The sequence below is a fragment of the Streptomyces sp. NPDC048659 genome (genome assembly GCF_040650575.1).
In the GTDB taxonomy this organism is placed as follows: domain Bacteria; phylum Actinomycetota; class Actinomycetes; order Streptomycetales; family Streptomycetaceae; genus Streptomyces.
Genome location: NZ_JBEZHM010000046.1, coordinates 39,727 through 52,444, shown reverse-complemented (window position 1 = coordinate 52,444; position 12,718 = coordinate 39,727). Strand labels below are relative to the sequence as shown.

The 12,718-nt window shown below is 73.1% G+C and carries 12 protein-coding genes; 4 read left to right on the top strand and 8 right to left on the bottom strand.

Annotated elements, in window-relative coordinates; all coding sequences use genetic code 11:
* Positions 1-207: 207 nt before the first annotated feature.
* Together AB0C99_RS28975 and AB0C99_RS28970 are read left to right on the top strand one after the other, a co-directional pair.
* Positions 208-2,079: a BTAD domain-containing putative transcriptional regulator gene (locus AB0C99_RS28975; protein WP_362481103.1), complete on the top strand. Its 1,872-nt coding sequence runs from the start codon at positions 208-210 to the stop codon at positions 2,077-2,079.
* A gap of 177 nt (positions 2,080-2,256) precedes the next feature.
* The gene (locus AB0C99_RS28970; protein WP_362481101.1) at positions 2,257-2,634 is read left to right on the top strand and encodes an antibiotic biosynthesis monooxygenase family protein; all 378 of its coding nucleotides are present in this window, start codon (positions 2,257-2,259) and stop codon (positions 2,632-2,634) included.
* Here the strand turns inward: AB0C99_RS28970 and AB0C99_RS28965 are convergent.
* Positions 2,566-3,675 carry a DegT/DnrJ/EryC1/StrS family aminotransferase gene (locus tag AB0C99_RS28965; protein WP_362481100.1) on the bottom strand — a complete coding sequence of 370 codons (1,110 nt, stop codon included), beginning with the start codon at positions 3,673-3,675 and terminating at the stop codon, positions 2,566-2,568. The genes AB0C99_RS28970 and AB0C99_RS28965 overlap by 69 nt on opposite strands.
* A 129-nt stretch (positions 3,676-3,804) precedes the next feature.
* Here AB0C99_RS28965 and rfbA point away from each other — a divergent pair, with 129 nt between their 5' ends.
* On the top strand, positions 3,805-4,689 hold the full coding sequence (gene rfbA / locus AB0C99_RS28960; RefSeq protein ID WP_362481098.1) for a glucose-1-phosphate thymidylyltransferase RfbA: 885 nt from the start codon (positions 3,805-3,807) through the stop codon (positions 4,687-4,689).
* A 58-nt stretch (positions 4,690-4,747) separates the two neighbouring features.
* Here the strand turns inward: rfbA and AB0C99_RS28955 are convergent, their stop codons facing one another.
* Both AB0C99_RS28955 and AB0C99_RS28950 read right to left on the bottom strand, forming a co-directional pair.
* A complete protein-coding gene (locus AB0C99_RS28955; protein WP_362481095.1) occupies positions 4,748-5,461 on the bottom strand; it encodes a class I SAM-dependent methyltransferase in 714 nt (237 codons plus the stop codon).
* 87 nt (positions 5,462-5,548) lie between these two features.
* Positions 5,549-6,328, bottom strand: a complete 780-nt coding sequence (locus tag AB0C99_RS28950) for a cyclase family protein (protein WP_362481092.1) — start codon at positions 6,326-6,328, stop codon at positions 5,549-5,551.
* Positions 6,329-6,530: 202 nt separating this feature from the next.
* On the opposite strand from AB0C99_RS28950, the gene AB0C99_RS28945 reads away from it, so the two are divergent.
* Positions 6,531-6,986 (top strand): nuclear transport factor 2 family protein, encoded by a 456-nt coding sequence (locus AB0C99_RS28945; RefSeq protein ID WP_362481088.1) that lies wholly within the window; start codon positions 6,531-6,533, stop codon positions 6,984-6,986.
* A 66-nt stretch (positions 6,987-7,052) separates the two neighbouring features.
* On the opposite strand, the gene AB0C99_RS28940 is transcribed toward AB0C99_RS28945, so the two are convergent.
* The 5 genes from AB0C99_RS28940 to AB0C99_RS28920 all read right to left on the bottom strand — a co-directional run bounded on the left by AB0C99_RS28940 (position 7,053) and on the right by AB0C99_RS28920 (position 12,716).
* A complete protein-coding gene (locus AB0C99_RS28940; RefSeq protein ID WP_362481085.1) occupies positions 7,053-8,315 on the bottom strand; it encodes a class I SAM-dependent methyltransferase in 1,263 nt (420 codons plus the stop codon).
* Entirely contained in the window at positions 8,315-9,820 is a 1,506-nt protein-coding gene (locus AB0C99_RS28935; RefSeq protein WP_362481083.1) for an NDP-hexose 2,3-dehydratase family protein, read from the bottom strand. Before AB0C99_RS28935 ends, AB0C99_RS28940 begins: the two co-directional genes overlap by 1 nt.
* Positions 9,817-10,779 carry an NAD-dependent epimerase/dehydratase family protein gene (locus AB0C99_RS28930; protein WP_362481080.1) on the bottom strand — a complete coding sequence of 321 codons (963 nt, stop codon included), beginning with the start codon at positions 10,777-10,779 and terminating at the stop codon, positions 9,817-9,819. Before AB0C99_RS28930 ends, AB0C99_RS28935 begins: the two co-directional genes overlap by 4 nt.
* The gene (locus tag AB0C99_RS28925) at positions 10,776-11,390 is read right to left on the bottom strand and encodes a dTDP-4-dehydrorhamnose 3,5-epimerase family protein (protein ID WP_362481077.1); all 615 of its coding nucleotides are present in this window, start codon (positions 11,388-11,390) and stop codon (positions 10,776-10,778) included. The genes AB0C99_RS28930 and AB0C99_RS28925 overlap by 4 nt, the downstream gene beginning before the upstream one ends.
* Before the next feature lie 114 nt (positions 11,391-11,504).
* On the bottom strand, positions 11,505-12,716 hold the full coding sequence (locus AB0C99_RS28920) for a class I SAM-dependent methyltransferase (RefSeq protein WP_362481075.1): 1,212 nt from the start codon (positions 12,714-12,716) through the stop codon (positions 11,505-11,507).
* Positions 12,717-12,718: the final 2 nt, after the last annotated feature.

Below are 12,718 nucleotides of genomic sequence, written 5' to 3'. Positions count from 1 at the left end.
CGCTTTACGGGAACTTTTCCCGGAGTCGGCGATTCCGGTGCCGCTCCCCGACTTCCGTGCCTCCACCCGTCATTGACCAGGCGTTTTCGACGATCTATCGTGAAGTCGAGGTGATCAACCGATGAGGAAGAACCTGAATCGGGAGGAAACATCTTGGAGTTCCGGCTTCTGGGGCCCGTCGAAATACGATGGCGGGGGCGCAACATCATGCCGACCGCGCCCAAGCCCCGACAGGTCATCTCCCTGCTCATGCTGCGGCACAACACGGTGGTCCAGGCATCCGAACTGATCGACGAGTTATGGCCCGAACTGCCGCCCCCGAGCGCCGTGACCACTTTGCAGACCTACATCTACAAGTTCCGCAAACTCCTGCTGAAGCAGGGTCTCGGAAACCTGCTGCAGACCCAGCCCGGCGGCTACAGTCTCACCATTCCGCCGTCGAGCCTCGACGTCAGCCTCTTCGAGCGGACGGCCGAGGAGGGCCAGGAGCTCCTCCAGCGAGGCGACTCCGCCGCGGCGCTGGAGAGCTTCGAGCGGGCGCTGGCCCTGTGGCGCGGACCCGCGCTGGCCGACGTCGAGACCGGGGGACGTCTCTTCTCGTACGTGACCCGGCTGGAGGAGCTCCGCTTCCGCATCCTCGAACAGCGCATCGAGGCCGACCTGGAGACCGGCCGGCACCGCGAACTCATCAGCGAGCTCAAGTCGCTGGTGCTGGAGCATCCCCTGCACGAACACCTCCACGGACTCCTCATGGTGGCCCTGCACCGGTCCGGGCGCCGTCACGAGGCGCTGGAGGCGTACCAGAGCCTGCGTCAGAAGATGATCGACGAGCTGGGCCTCGAACCCGGGAAGGAGCTCGCCCGGCTCCAGCAGAAGCTGCTCTCCGACCACCCCGCCGAGCCCGAGGAGCGACCACGCCCGCGGGCCGCGCCCGTGCCGTCCTCGCGCCCGGCGCCCCCGCCGGTCGACGACCGCGCGCGCGTTCCCCCGGAACCCGCCCCCCTCCCCGTACGGGAGTCGATCGGGAACCCGGCCCAGCTGCCGGCCGGTCTGGCCGGGTTCGTCGGCCGCCAGGCGGCCCTCAAGGAGCTGGAGGCGGCGCTGCGCGGACCCGACGGCCCGGGCGCCGACGGCACCGCGGCGCGCATCGGGGTCGTCACCGGCCCGCCCGCGATCGGCAAGAGCGCGCTGGCGGTGCACCTGGCGCACCTGCTCCGGCCGCGGTTCACCGACGGACAGCTCTACGCGGACCTGCGCGGGTCCTCCAGCGAGCCGCGCGACCCCGCCGAGGTGCTGCGCGGTTTCCTGCGGGCCCTGGAGGTGCCGACCTCCCGGATCCCGGAGAGCCCGGAGGAGTGCGGGGCGCTGTTCCGGTCCCGTACGACGGGGCGGCGGGTGCTGGTGCTCCTCGACGACGTCGCGTGTTCAGCCCAGATACGGAACCTGCTGCCGGCCGATCCGCGGTGCGCGCTGCTCGTCACCGGCCGCCGCCGGATGACCGCGCTGGTCGAGGCCGAGCGGGTCGAGCTGGGCCCGCCGCCGCGGGAGGAGGCCCTGGAGATCCTCGCGGCCCTCACCGGCAGGCAGCGCGTGGAGCGCGAGCCGGAGGCGGCGCTCCGGATCGTGGAGCTGCTGGGCCGGCACCCGCTGGCCCTGCGCTGTGTCGGCGGGCGGCTCGCCGCCGGGCCGCGGCTGTCCTTGACGGCCCTCGCCGACCGGCTCGGCGCGACCCCGCGGATCCTCGACGTGGCACGGCTCGGCGAGCTGGACGTGCGCTCCCGGTACGACGCCAGCTACGCGGGGCTCACCTCGTCGGAGCAGGGGGCGTTCCGGCTGCTGAGCATGCTGGGCGAGTCGCCGTTCACGGCGGCGCAGGCCGCGGACCTGCTGAACCGGCCGGCCGCCGAGCTGGAGTTCGTGCTCGAAGTCCTGGCCGACCAGCACCTGTTGGGCGCGGACCGCTGCGCCGACGGGGTCGGGCAGTACGTCTTCGACCGGCTGACCCGGGCCTACGCCAAGGAGCGGCTGGACGAGACGCTGCGCGCGGCTCCGGTCGTCGAGGAGGTGGGCGCCCGCTGAGGGGACGGGCGGCGGGCCGGTGCGGCCGGGTGCCGGGTCCGTGAGGGGCCCGGACGGGCTCGGGGAGGAGGCCGGGTCAGCCGGAGTCGAGACGTTCTCCACGGGTCCCGGCCAGGCTCGCCGCCACGCGTCCGGGAGCGCCGGACGGGAGGACGACGAGACGAGGAGGGCCCGCCCATGCCCGACGGGATCCGCCACGACACCGAGGTGACCTTCGTCAACAGGTTCACCGTCCACGGTCCGGCCGCGGAGTTCGAGGAGGTCTTCGCCCGGACCTCCGCCTTCATGGCCCGCCAGCCGGGCTTCGTCCGGCACAGCCTGCTGCGGGAGCTGGAGGACCCGGCCGCCTATGTGAACCTGGCCGTGTGGGCGGACCGGGCCTCGTTCCAGCGGGCGGTGGGGCGGCCGGAGTTCGCGCCGCACGCCGCCGCCCTCCGGGCCCTGAGCCGGAGCGAGAACGGGCTCTTCGCCGCCCGGCTCTCCGTGTCAGGACAGGGTCTTGAGGACCTCGCGGAGGGCCTCGACGACCCGGTCCTGGGCGTCCGGGGCGAGTGAGGGGTACATCGGCAGCGAGAAGATCTCGCCCGCCAGCCGCTCGGTCACCGGGAGGGAGCCCTCCCGGTGACCGAGGTGCCGGAATCCGGTCATGGTGTGGACCGGCCACGGGTAGCTGATGTTGAGCTCGATGTCCCGCTCGCGCAGCGCCTCGATGATCGCGTCCCGGCGCGGGTGGCGCACGACGTACACGTAGTACACGTGCTCGTTGCCGGGGTTGGTCCCGGGAAGGACCAGGTCGGTGTCGGCGAGGCCCTCGGCGTAGCGCCGGGCCACCTCGCGGCGGTCGGCCACGTAGGAGTCGAGGCGGCGGAGCTTGCGCCGCAGGATCTCGGCCTGCACCTCGTCGAGACGGCTGTTGTGGCCGGGGAGCGCGGTGACGTAGTAGCGCTCCTCCATGCCGTAGTAGCGCAGCCGGCGGAGGGCCTCGGCCACCTCGGGGTCGGAGGTGAGGACCGCGCCGCCGTCGCCGTAGGCGCCGAGGACCTTCGTCGGATAGAAGGAGAAGGCGGCGGCCTTGCCCATGGTCCCGGCCGGGCGGCCGTGGTGCCGGGCGCCGTGGGCCTGCGCGCAGTCCTCCAGGACGGCGAGCCCGTGGCGCGCGGCCAGTTCCTCCAGCGGGGCCATGTCGACGCACTGGCCGTACAGGTGGACCGGGAGCAGGCAGCGGGTGCGCGGGGTGATGGCGGCCTCGACCTGGGAGACGTCCATGAGGTAGTCCTCGCGCACGTCGACGAAGACCGGCGTGGCCCCGGTGCCGGTGATGGCGAGCACGGTGGGCGCCGCGGTGTTGGAGACGGTGATCACCTCGTCCCCGGGGCCGACCCCGAGGGCCTCAAGGGCGAGTTTGACGGCGTTGGTGCCGTTGTCCACCCCGACGCAGTGCCCGGCGCCGTGCCGGGCGGCGAACTCCTCCTCGAACGACCGGACGCTGTCGGCGAGGACCAGGCGGCCCGACCCGAAGACGGTGTCGACCGCGTCGAGGATCTCCTCGCGTTCCGCGGCGTACTCGTCCAGATATCCCCACACACGAATGGTCACTGGCAGTCTCCAATTCCGCTCGGATGGGGACCGATTTCAACCGATGCCGCTCGTATCCATCTCGATTGCACCTCGACTCCGCATTTCCGTTCTTGTCGTCCCGGATTTCACCTGGCTAGCATCCTGGCCATGAAGGGAATCATTCTGGCCGGAGGCACGGGAAGCCGCCTCCATCCGATCACGTTGGCCGTTTCGAAACAGCTGCTCCCGGTCGGCGACAAGCCGATGATCTACTACCCGCTGTCGGTGCTGATGCTGGCCGACATCCAGGACATCCTCGTCATCAGCACCCCGCACGACCTGCCGCAGTTCCGCCGTCTGCTCGGTGACGGCAGCGATCTCGGCCTGCGCATCAGCTACGCGGAGCAGCCCAAGCCGAACGGCATCGCGGAGGCGTTCGTCATCGGCGCCGACCACATCGGGGACGATTCCGTGGCCCTGGTGCTGGGCGACAACATATTCCACGGGCATTCGTTCTCCGACCTGCTCAGAAAAGAGCGGGAGAATGTGGACGGATGCCTGCTCTTCGGATACGCGGTGCACGACCCGGAGCGGTACGGGGTCGGCGAGACCGACGGTAACGGAAAGCTGCTGTCCATCGAGGAGAAACCCGTCAGGCCGCGCTCGAACCGTGCGATCACCGGGCTCTATTTCTATGCCGCCGACGTGGTCGGGATGGCCGCGGGACTGCGGCCCTCGGCCCGCGGCGAACTGGAGATCACGGACCTGAACCGCGCCTACATGGAGGGCGGACGGGCCCGGCTGGTGGAGTTCGGCCGCGGCTTCGCCTGGCTGGACACCGGGACCCCCGAGTCGCTGCTCCAGGCCGCCCAGTACGTGCGGACCCTGGAGGAGCGGCAGGGGGTGCGGATCGCGTGCGTCGAGGAGGTGGCCCTGCGGATGGGCTTCATCGGCCCGGAGGAGTGCCACCGGCTCGGCGCGCGGCTGGGCAACTCGGAGTACGGGCGCTATGTGATGGCCATCGCGGAGGAGTTCGCGGCGGCCTCCGGGTGAGGGCCGCCCCGGCACGGCTCCGGCCCGGCGCGGCCGAGGCCACTCCCCCGGGCTCCCGTCAGGCGCGGCGGGCCACGAAGAGCCCCCGTGCCGTCCAGTCGGGGCGCAGGTACTCCGCCGGGCAGCCGGCGTCGGCGAACGCCGCCAGGTACTCCTCCTCGGTGAACAGGGTGAGCAGGTCGATCTCGGTGAACTCCCTGATGCCGCCGGCGTCGCCGACGACGAACCGGACCTCCATCCGGGTGGTCCGGCCCCGGCGGGTCGAGTGCGAGACCCGCGCGACCGTGCGCCGCTCGTCGCTCGCCAGGTCCCCGGCCACGTACCCGTCCAGGAACCGCTCGGGGAACCACCAGGGTTCGACGACCAGCACCCCGCCGGGGCGCAGGTGCCGGGCCATGGCCGCGACCGCCGCCCGCATGTCCGGGAGGTCCGGGAGGTAGCCGATCGCGGTGAAGAGGCAGACCACCGAGTCGAAGGTGCGCCCGAGGTCGAAGGCGCGCATGTCGCCCCGGTGCAGGGGCACGTCGGGCGGGAGCCGGGCGGCGGCGCGCTCCAGCATGGCCGGCGAGAGTTCGAGCCCCTCGGCGTGGCCGAAGTGTCCGGCGAGGGTCTCCAGGTGGGCGCCGGTGCCGCAGGCGACGTCCAGGACGGAGTCCGCGCCGGGCAGCCGGTCCCTGATCAGCCGGGCGGTCTCGGTCGCCTCGGCGGCCCAGTCCTTGCCACGGGAGCGGTAGACGAGTTCGTAGACGTCCGCGAGCTCGTGACCGAACATCGGCCTCCTTCGGGTCGGGGCCCGGGATCGGGCGCCGGTGGGATGGGCGGGACGGGTGTACGGGGGGCGGTGCGGTGGCCCCGTGGCTCACTCGTCGACCAGCGCGACGGCGCGGGTCCAGCCCGCCCCGGCGCCGGCGATCTTCACGGGGAAGCAGGCGACCCGGAAGCCGTACGGCCCGGGCAGGTCCTCCAGGTGGTCGAGCCGCTCGATCTGGCAGTACTCGCGGTCCCGGCCGATCATGTGCGCCGGCCACAGCACGTCCCGGTCCCCGGTGGCCCGGTAGCGCGCGATGATGTCGCCGAAGGGGGCGTCCAGGCTGAAGGCGTCCGTGCCGACGACCCGGACGCCGAGGTCCAGGAGCAGGTGGAGGGCGGGGCCGTCGAGGCCGGCGAAGTCGGTGAAGTACCGCTGGGTGCCCTGGTGGCGCTGGGCCCCCGTGTGCAGCAGGACGATGTCCAGGGGGTCCGGGCGGCGCCCGATCCTGGCGAACTCCTTCTCCAGCCGGTCCGCGCCGATCGTCCCGGTGGGCGCGTCGGTGAGGTCGAGGAGCATGCCGGGGCGGAGGAACCAGTCCAGCGGCATGTGGTCGATGTGCCGCGGGACGCCGTCGCCGTACCCGGCCCGCGACCCGTAGTGGGAGGGCGCGTCGACGTGCGTGCCGGTGTGGGTGGTGAGGGTGAGGCGGTCCAGGGAGAGGAACTCCCCGCCGGGCAGCTCGTCCGGGTCGAGGTCGACGCCGAAGTGGGCGCGCATCTCCTCGCTCATGTGCAGGGCCCCCTCGCGGGGCGTGAGGACGTGGTGCTCCACCGGGTCGGGTTCCCAGAGCGAAGCGTCCACCGGCGAGGACAGGTCGATGAGCCTCACGTCGCACCTCCGTGGGATGGGTCCGGGATCAGGACCGGGGACCAGGGCCGGGATCAGGGTCGGGATCCTCCCGGCCGGTTCCGGAGCAACGGTCGAGCCGTACTGGAGGCCGGGGCCGGTCCGGGCACGAGTCCGGCTCCACACGGCCGCGCGAGCATCCGGGCAGCGGCCCCGCGACCGGCGCGGGCCGGGAGGGAGAAACGTGAGCCAGACCGTGAGCCCGGCGTCCGCCTCGTACGCGGCGCTCTGTGCCGAAGTGCGGCGCTTCCACGCCCGGCAGATGCAGCTGCTCGACTCCGGCGACGCCGACGCCTGGGCGGCCACCTTCACCGAGGACGGCCTGTTCGCGCCGCCCTCGCTGCCCGAGCCGGTGCGCGGGCGCGCGGCCCTGGCCGAGGGCGTCCGCACCGCGCACGCGGCGCTCGTGGCCGAGGGCGAGGTGCGCCGGCACCTGCTGACCACCGAGGTGGTGGAGGAGCCCGTCGCCGGGGACGCCGACGGCGCGGTGCGGGTGCGCTCGTACGTGCAGGTGGTGGCGACCCGGAAGGACGAGGAGCCGCGGCTGATCCTGATGTGCGTGTGCGAGGACGTCCTGGTGTCCGAGGACGGCGAGTGGCGGGTGCGCGAGCGGTACGTGACCCGCGACGACCGGCCCTGAGCACGGCGCGAGGCCCGGGGGACGCCGTGGGGCGTCCGCCGGGCCTCGCGCCGCGCGCCCGCGGGCTCAGCGGAAGGAGTCCGCCGAGACGACCGTAGGTTTGGGGAAGGGCAGGACGAACCGCCCGCCCGCCCGCAGGAACTCCCTCTCCTTCCGCAGGATCTCGTCGGCGTAGTTCCAGGCCAGCATCAGGTAGACGTCGGGCGGGTCGGCGCGGGCGTGCTCGGGGCTGCGGACCGGGATGTGCGTGCCGGGCAGCACCTTGTCCTGTTTGAGCCGGGTGGTGTCGGTGCAGTAGGCGACCTCGTCCGGGCCGAGCCCGCAGAGGTTGAGGATCGTGGTGCCCTTGGCGGAGGCCCCGTACCCGGCGACCCGGTTGCCCTCCGCGACCAGCGACCTGACCAGGGCGGGGAGCTCCTCGCGGACGGTGTGGACGCCCCGGACGAACTCCTGGTAGCCGGCGTCGGTGCCGAGCTCCGCCCGCTCCTCGGCCGCGATGAGCGTGCCGACGGCCTCGGTGACGGGCCGCACGCCGGGCAGGCCGACGAGGACCAGGAGCGAGCCGCCGTGGACGGGCAGCCGTTCGACGTCGAAGAGGCTCAGTCCGTGCCGGGTGAAGAGGGTGTCCAGGGTGCGCATCAGGAAGTACGACAGGTGCTCGTGGTAGATGGTGTCGAAGGCGTGCTTCTCCAGCAGGTCGACGGCGTACGGGACTTCGACGGCGAAGACGCCGTCGGGGGCGAGCAGGGTGCGCACCCCGGCGAGCACTCCGGCGAGGTCGTCGATGTGGGCGAAGACGTGCCGGCCGAGGATCAGCCGGGCGGGTCCGTGGGCCCGGCCGACGGCCTGGGCGGTGGAGGGGGTGAAGAACTCGGGCAGCGTGGGGATCCCGATCCGCTGGGCGAGGGCCGTCAGGTTGCGGGCCGGGTCGACGCCGAGCACGCGCGCCCCGTCCCGGGCGAAGACGGCGAGCTGCTGGCCGGTGTTGCTGCCGAGCTCGACCACCAGGTGGCCGGGGGCGAGTCCGGCGCGCCCGCGGCAGACCTCCGCGACGAACTCCATGTGCCGGGTCATGGTCTCCGAGCCCGAGGTGACGTAGCTGTAGGTGCGGTAGAGCACCTCGGGGTCGACGACGTGGGTGACGCTCATCAGCCGGCAGGAGCGGCAGGACAGCACGCCCAGCGGGTAGGCCGGCTCGTCCTCGTAGGAGGTGGCCGGTTCCAGGAACGCGTTGGCCAGCGGCACGTCGCCGAAGGCGACCACCTCCTGCCAGTTGGAGGCCCCGCACACCCGGCACCGGGTGACCGGTCGTACGTTCTCGGCGTTCATCACCGCACCTTCCTCTTGGTGGTCGGCGCCGGCTCCTCGGGCGCGAGCAGGCTCTGCAGACAGGCGACCAGGCTGCGGGCCTGGACGTTGAGGTAGTGGCTGTGCCGCAGCAGCTCGACGAGCTGGTGCACGGTCATCCACCGGTAGTCGGGGTCGTCGGGCGGGACGTCCGTCCGGCCGCCGGGTCCGCCGTCGGTGTCGACGATCAGATAGCGGTTGAGCGCGTGGTGGAAGCGTCCGCCTTCCTCGGAGAGGACGGATTGGAAGCGGATCCGCGCGGGGTCCGCGCGCTCCACCTCGTCGAGGAACCGCGGCCGGGCGCTGTCCGGCAGGTACGCGTAGGAGTCGGGGGTGCACTGGACGGTGGGGGCGAGTTCCACCACGTCCATGTAGCCGGCCTCGGCCCGGGCGTGCATCAGGACGTGCAGCACCCCGTCGAGGGTCCGGGTCAGGAAGGCGACGACGCCGGTGCCGTGCGGTTCGATCATCGGCTGCGACCAGCCGACGACCTCCCGGCCCCGGGCCTCCACGCGGACGCCGATGACGTCGAAGAAGGCCCCGCTGTCGTGGGAGACGCGGTCGCGGGTGCGGTGCCAGCCGGGGAGTCCGGCGAGCGGGACGCGGTGGGCGCGGACCTCGGTGCGGGTCCGGGCCTCGGTGATCCAGCTGAGCACGGAGCCCAGCGAGTGCCGGGACCCGGCCGTCGGGTCGCAGGAGCGGAACAGGGCGGCGCGGAACGGGTCGGCGGGCGGCCCGAGTTCACGGGCGAGCTCCGCGTGCGCGAAGGGCAGGCAGGACAGCACGGTCCGGGCGTCCATGTTGACCAGGTCCCGCTCGGCGAGCAGCCGGTGCAGCTGGCCCAGGGTGAACCAGCGGAAGCCCTCCTGGACCTCCACCTCGCCGTCGGCCTCCACCACCATGTTCCGGTTGCGTTTGTGGTGGAACGCGGAGCCCTGCTCGGACTGGCGGACGTCGACGAGCGGGCCCCGGGGGCCGGGGTCCCGGAACAGGTCCAGGTAGGGCACGGGACGGCCGCCGTGGGCGCCGGTGTAGTTGCTGCGGGTGGCCTGCACGGTCGGGGACATCTGCGGCCCGCCCGCGTTGCCCGGCTCGACCTTGGCCTGCATCAGGCAGTGCAGGACGCCGTCGAACTCCTTGACCAGGATGCCCAGGACGCCGATCTCGGGCTGGTTGATGATGGGCTGGCTCCAGGCGGGCACCGGTCCGCCCGGGATGCGCACGTCGAGGCCCTCCACCGTGAAGAAGCGGCCCGTGTGGTGGTGGAGGTTGCCGGTGCGGGGGTCGGTCTCCCAGCCGTCGAGCCCGTCGAGCGGGACCCGTTCGACCCGGGTGTAGGAGCGTTCGGCGAGCGCCGCGAACCAGTCGTGGACGTCGTCGCCCGGGGTGCGGACGCCCTCGCGGGCGCGGGCCGAGGCGGCGACGCGCAGGGCCGTGGGGGTGGCGGGGCGCCGCGGGCTCGCGCGGCGCGTGGTGGCTTCGGTCATGCGTGCTCCACTGGGTGGTCCGCGCGGCTCGCGTCCCACATGTCCTTGATCGATGTCGGCAGGTCGACCTCCGGCCGCCAGCCCAGCAGGCGGGCCGCCCGGCCGATGTCGGCCAGGGTCCAGTCGCCGCCGCGGGAGTCGACGGGTGCGGTGCGCAGCCGTACCGCGCCGGGCGGCGGGGCGGCGGCTGCGATGAGCAGGTCGAGCAGGTGGGACAGGGGTACGGCCTCGCCGCGGCCCACGTTGACGACCTGTCCGGTCACCGGGGCGGCGGCGGCCGCGACGACGGCCGCGGCCAGGTCGCGTACGTCCAGGAAGTCCCGGCGGGCGTCGGCGACCGTCAGTTCGGCGGGCCGGTCCGGGGTGGCGGCGCGCAGCCGGCGGACGGCGGCGCCGAGGAACCCGGCCGCCGACACGTCCGGTCCGCAGAGGTTGACCACGCGGAGCACCACCCCGTCCACGGCGCCCGCGCGGGCGGCCCGGAGCACGGCTTCGGCCCCGGCGAGCTTGGTGCGCGCGTAGACGGACTCGGGGCGCGGGACGAGGGTCTCGTCGGCGGCGGTGCCGGCGGGCAGCGGGCCGTACTCGTGGACGGTGCCGAGCTGCACCAGCCGGACCGGGTCCGGCAGCCGGGCGCACGCGTCGAGCACGTTCTCCACGAGGCGGACGTGGGCGCGCTCGTTCTCCGCCGGTCCGGTGACCCAGCCGCCGGCCGCGTTGACCACGGTGCCGACCCCGGCGGCGGCGAGGAGCTCCGCGAGTCCGGCGGCGTCGACGGCGGCGAGGTCGAGCGGGTGGAAGCGGCGGCCGGCCGGGTCCGGCGGCGGGCGCCGGGCCACTCCGAGGACCGGGCGGCCGGCCCGTTCGAAGGCGGCGGTGACCGCACGGCCGACACAGCCCGTCGCGCCGAGCACGGCGACGGCCGGCCGGTGGGCCGGGGGCCGCCTCCCGCCGGTCATCGGGCCGGGCCGCCGCACAGCGCCCGTTCGAGCTCCAGACACCGGCGGTAGTCGGGGAGGGTGCCGGACTTCTCCGCCGTCTCCAGGGTGGGCGCGGCCCGGTCGCGCGGGGACATGACCGGGTCGAGCCCTTCGGGCAGCGCCAGGTCGAGCGCCGGGTCGTACACCGACAGGGAGAGCTCGTTCTCCGGTACGTACTCGCCGGAGAGCATGTACGACATGACGGTGTCGTCCTCCAGCGCGACGAAGGCGTGGGCCACGCCGACGGGGAAGTAGACGGCGCGGAACTGCTCCTGGTCGAGCAGGACGGCCTCCGAGCGCCCGTAGGTCGGCGAGCCGACCCGGACGTCGATGACGATGTCCAGGGCGCTGCCGCGCGCGCAGTACACGTACTTGGCGATGCCGGGAGGTGTGAGGGTGTAGTGGGCGCCCCGGATCGTGCCGCGCCGGGAACGGCTGTGGTTGGTCTGCGCCACGGGGAACAGGGGGTGGCCCAGGGTCTGCCGGGCGGCCGTCTCCTGGAAGGGCGAGACGAAGAGCCCTCGTTCGTCGGTGAAGATCTTCGGCCGGAACTCGAACGCGCCGTCCACGGCGAGCTGTCGCGACTCCATGGCACCGTCCTCGTCTGCTGGGGTCTGCTGGGGTCTGCTGGGGGGCTGGGGGGCTGGGGTCTGCTGGGGTCTGCTGGGAATGACCGCCGGTCTCGCCGACGGCGTTCTGCGGGGTCAGAGGACGCGGACCTCGGGCGCGTAGACGATCCACCGGCCGCCGGACTCGCGGAACAGCCGCTCCTTGGCCATGATCTCCTCGGCGTGGTTCCAGGCGAACAGCACCGCGTAGTCCGGGTAGGGCTCGGTCAGGGCCTCGGTCGGGCGGACCGGGATGTGCGTGCCGGGGGTGAGCCGTCCGTGCTTGGCGGGTGTCGCGTCGCAGACCCACTCGATCAACTCGGGCCCGATGCCGCAGTAGTTGGTGACGGTGGCGCTCTTGGCGGTGGCGCCGTAGCCGACGACCCGCTTGCCGTCGGCCCGCAGGCCGCGCAGGAGGTCGGTCAGCTCGGTGCGGATGCGCTCGATCCCGGCGGCGAAGCCCTCGAAGACCTCGGGCCTGCACAGCCCCCTGCGCTCCTCCTCGGCGGCCAGCTCGGCGACGGCCGGGCTCGGGGCGCCGCGGCCGGCCCGCCGGAGGGTGTAGCGGAGCTCGCCCCCGTGCACCGGCAGCCGTTCGACGTCGACGACCTCGAAGCCGTGGCGGGCGGCGGCCGTGCGCACCGAGGTGAGGGTGAAGAAGTAGAAGTGCTCGTCGTAGATCTGGTCGAAGGTGGTGCGCTCCAGGATGTCGCCGAGGTAGGGGTCCTCGAAGACGAAGACGCCGTGCGGGGCGAGCAGCGTGTCGAGGCCGCGGAAGACGGAGTCGAGGTAGGGGATGTGGCAGATGGTGTTGGCCGAGTAGACGAGGTCGGCGGCGCCGTCCTCGGCCCGGATCTCGGCCGCGGTCCCCTCCTCGAAGAAGGCGTCGCGGACCCGGACGCCCTGCTGCCGGGCGAGTTCCGCGACCCCGCCGGAGGGCTCGACGCCCAGGTGGCGGATGCCCTCCTTGGCCAGGGCCCGCAGCATCACGCCGTCGTTGCAGCCGATCTCCACCACGAAGGGGTCGTCGCCGCGCAGATGGGCGCGGGAGAGCCGGCCGGCCGTCTGCTCGAAGTGGCGGCGCATGTGGGCCGAGCCGGAGGAGTGGTAGGGGTACGCCTCGTGGAACATGCGGTCCCGGGGGACCTCGTCCAGGAGCTGGGTCATGCCGCAGGACTCGCAGAGGCCCACGGCGAGCCGGTAGAAGTACTCCTCGTCGACCCGGTCGGGGTCCACGAAGGCGTCGGAGAGCGGCTGGCGCCCGAAGTCGAAGAACTGACGGACGGGTCCTCCACAGACACGGCACATGG

What these genes read in the sequence shown, in the direction of transcription:
- AB0C99_RS28975 (WP_362481103.1), top strand. Translation starts at nt 208, where the DNA reads ATGCCGACCGCGCCCAAGCCCCGACAGGTCATCTCCCTGCTCATGCTG.
- AB0C99_RS28970 (WP_362481101.1), top strand. Translation starts at nt 2,257, where the DNA reads ATGCCCGACGGGATCCGCCACGACACCGAGGTGACCTTCGTCAACAGG.
- rfbA (WP_362481098.1), top strand. Translation starts at nt 3,805, where the DNA reads ATGAAGGGAATCATTCTGGCCGGAGGCACGGGAAGCCGCCTCCATCCG.
- AB0C99_RS28955 (WP_362481095.1), bottom strand. Translation starts at nt 5,461, where the DNA reads ATGTTCGGTCACGAGCTCGCGGACGTCTACGAACTCGTCTACCGCTCC.
- AB0C99_RS28940 (WP_362481085.1), bottom strand. Translation starts at nt 8,315, where the DNA reads ATGAACGCCGAGAACGTACGACCGGTCACCCGGTGCCGGGTGTGCGGG.
- AB0C99_RS28935 (WP_362481083.1), bottom strand. Translation starts at nt 9,820, where the DNA reads ATGACCGAAGCCACCACGCGCCGCGCGAGCCCGCGGCGCCCCGCCACC.
- AB0C99_RS28930 (WP_362481080.1), bottom strand. Translation starts at nt 10,779, where the DNA reads ATGACCGGCGGGAGGCGGCCCCCGGCCCACCGGCCGGCCGTCGCCGTG.
- AB0C99_RS28925 (WP_362481077.1), bottom strand. Translation starts at nt 11,390, where the DNA reads ATGGAGTCGCGACAGCTCGCCGTGGACGGCGCGTTCGAGTTCCGGCCG.
- AB0C99_RS28920 (WP_362481075.1), bottom strand. Translation starts at nt 12,716, where the DNA reads ATGTGCCGTGTCTGTGGAGGACCCGTCCGTCAGTTCTTCGACTTCGGG.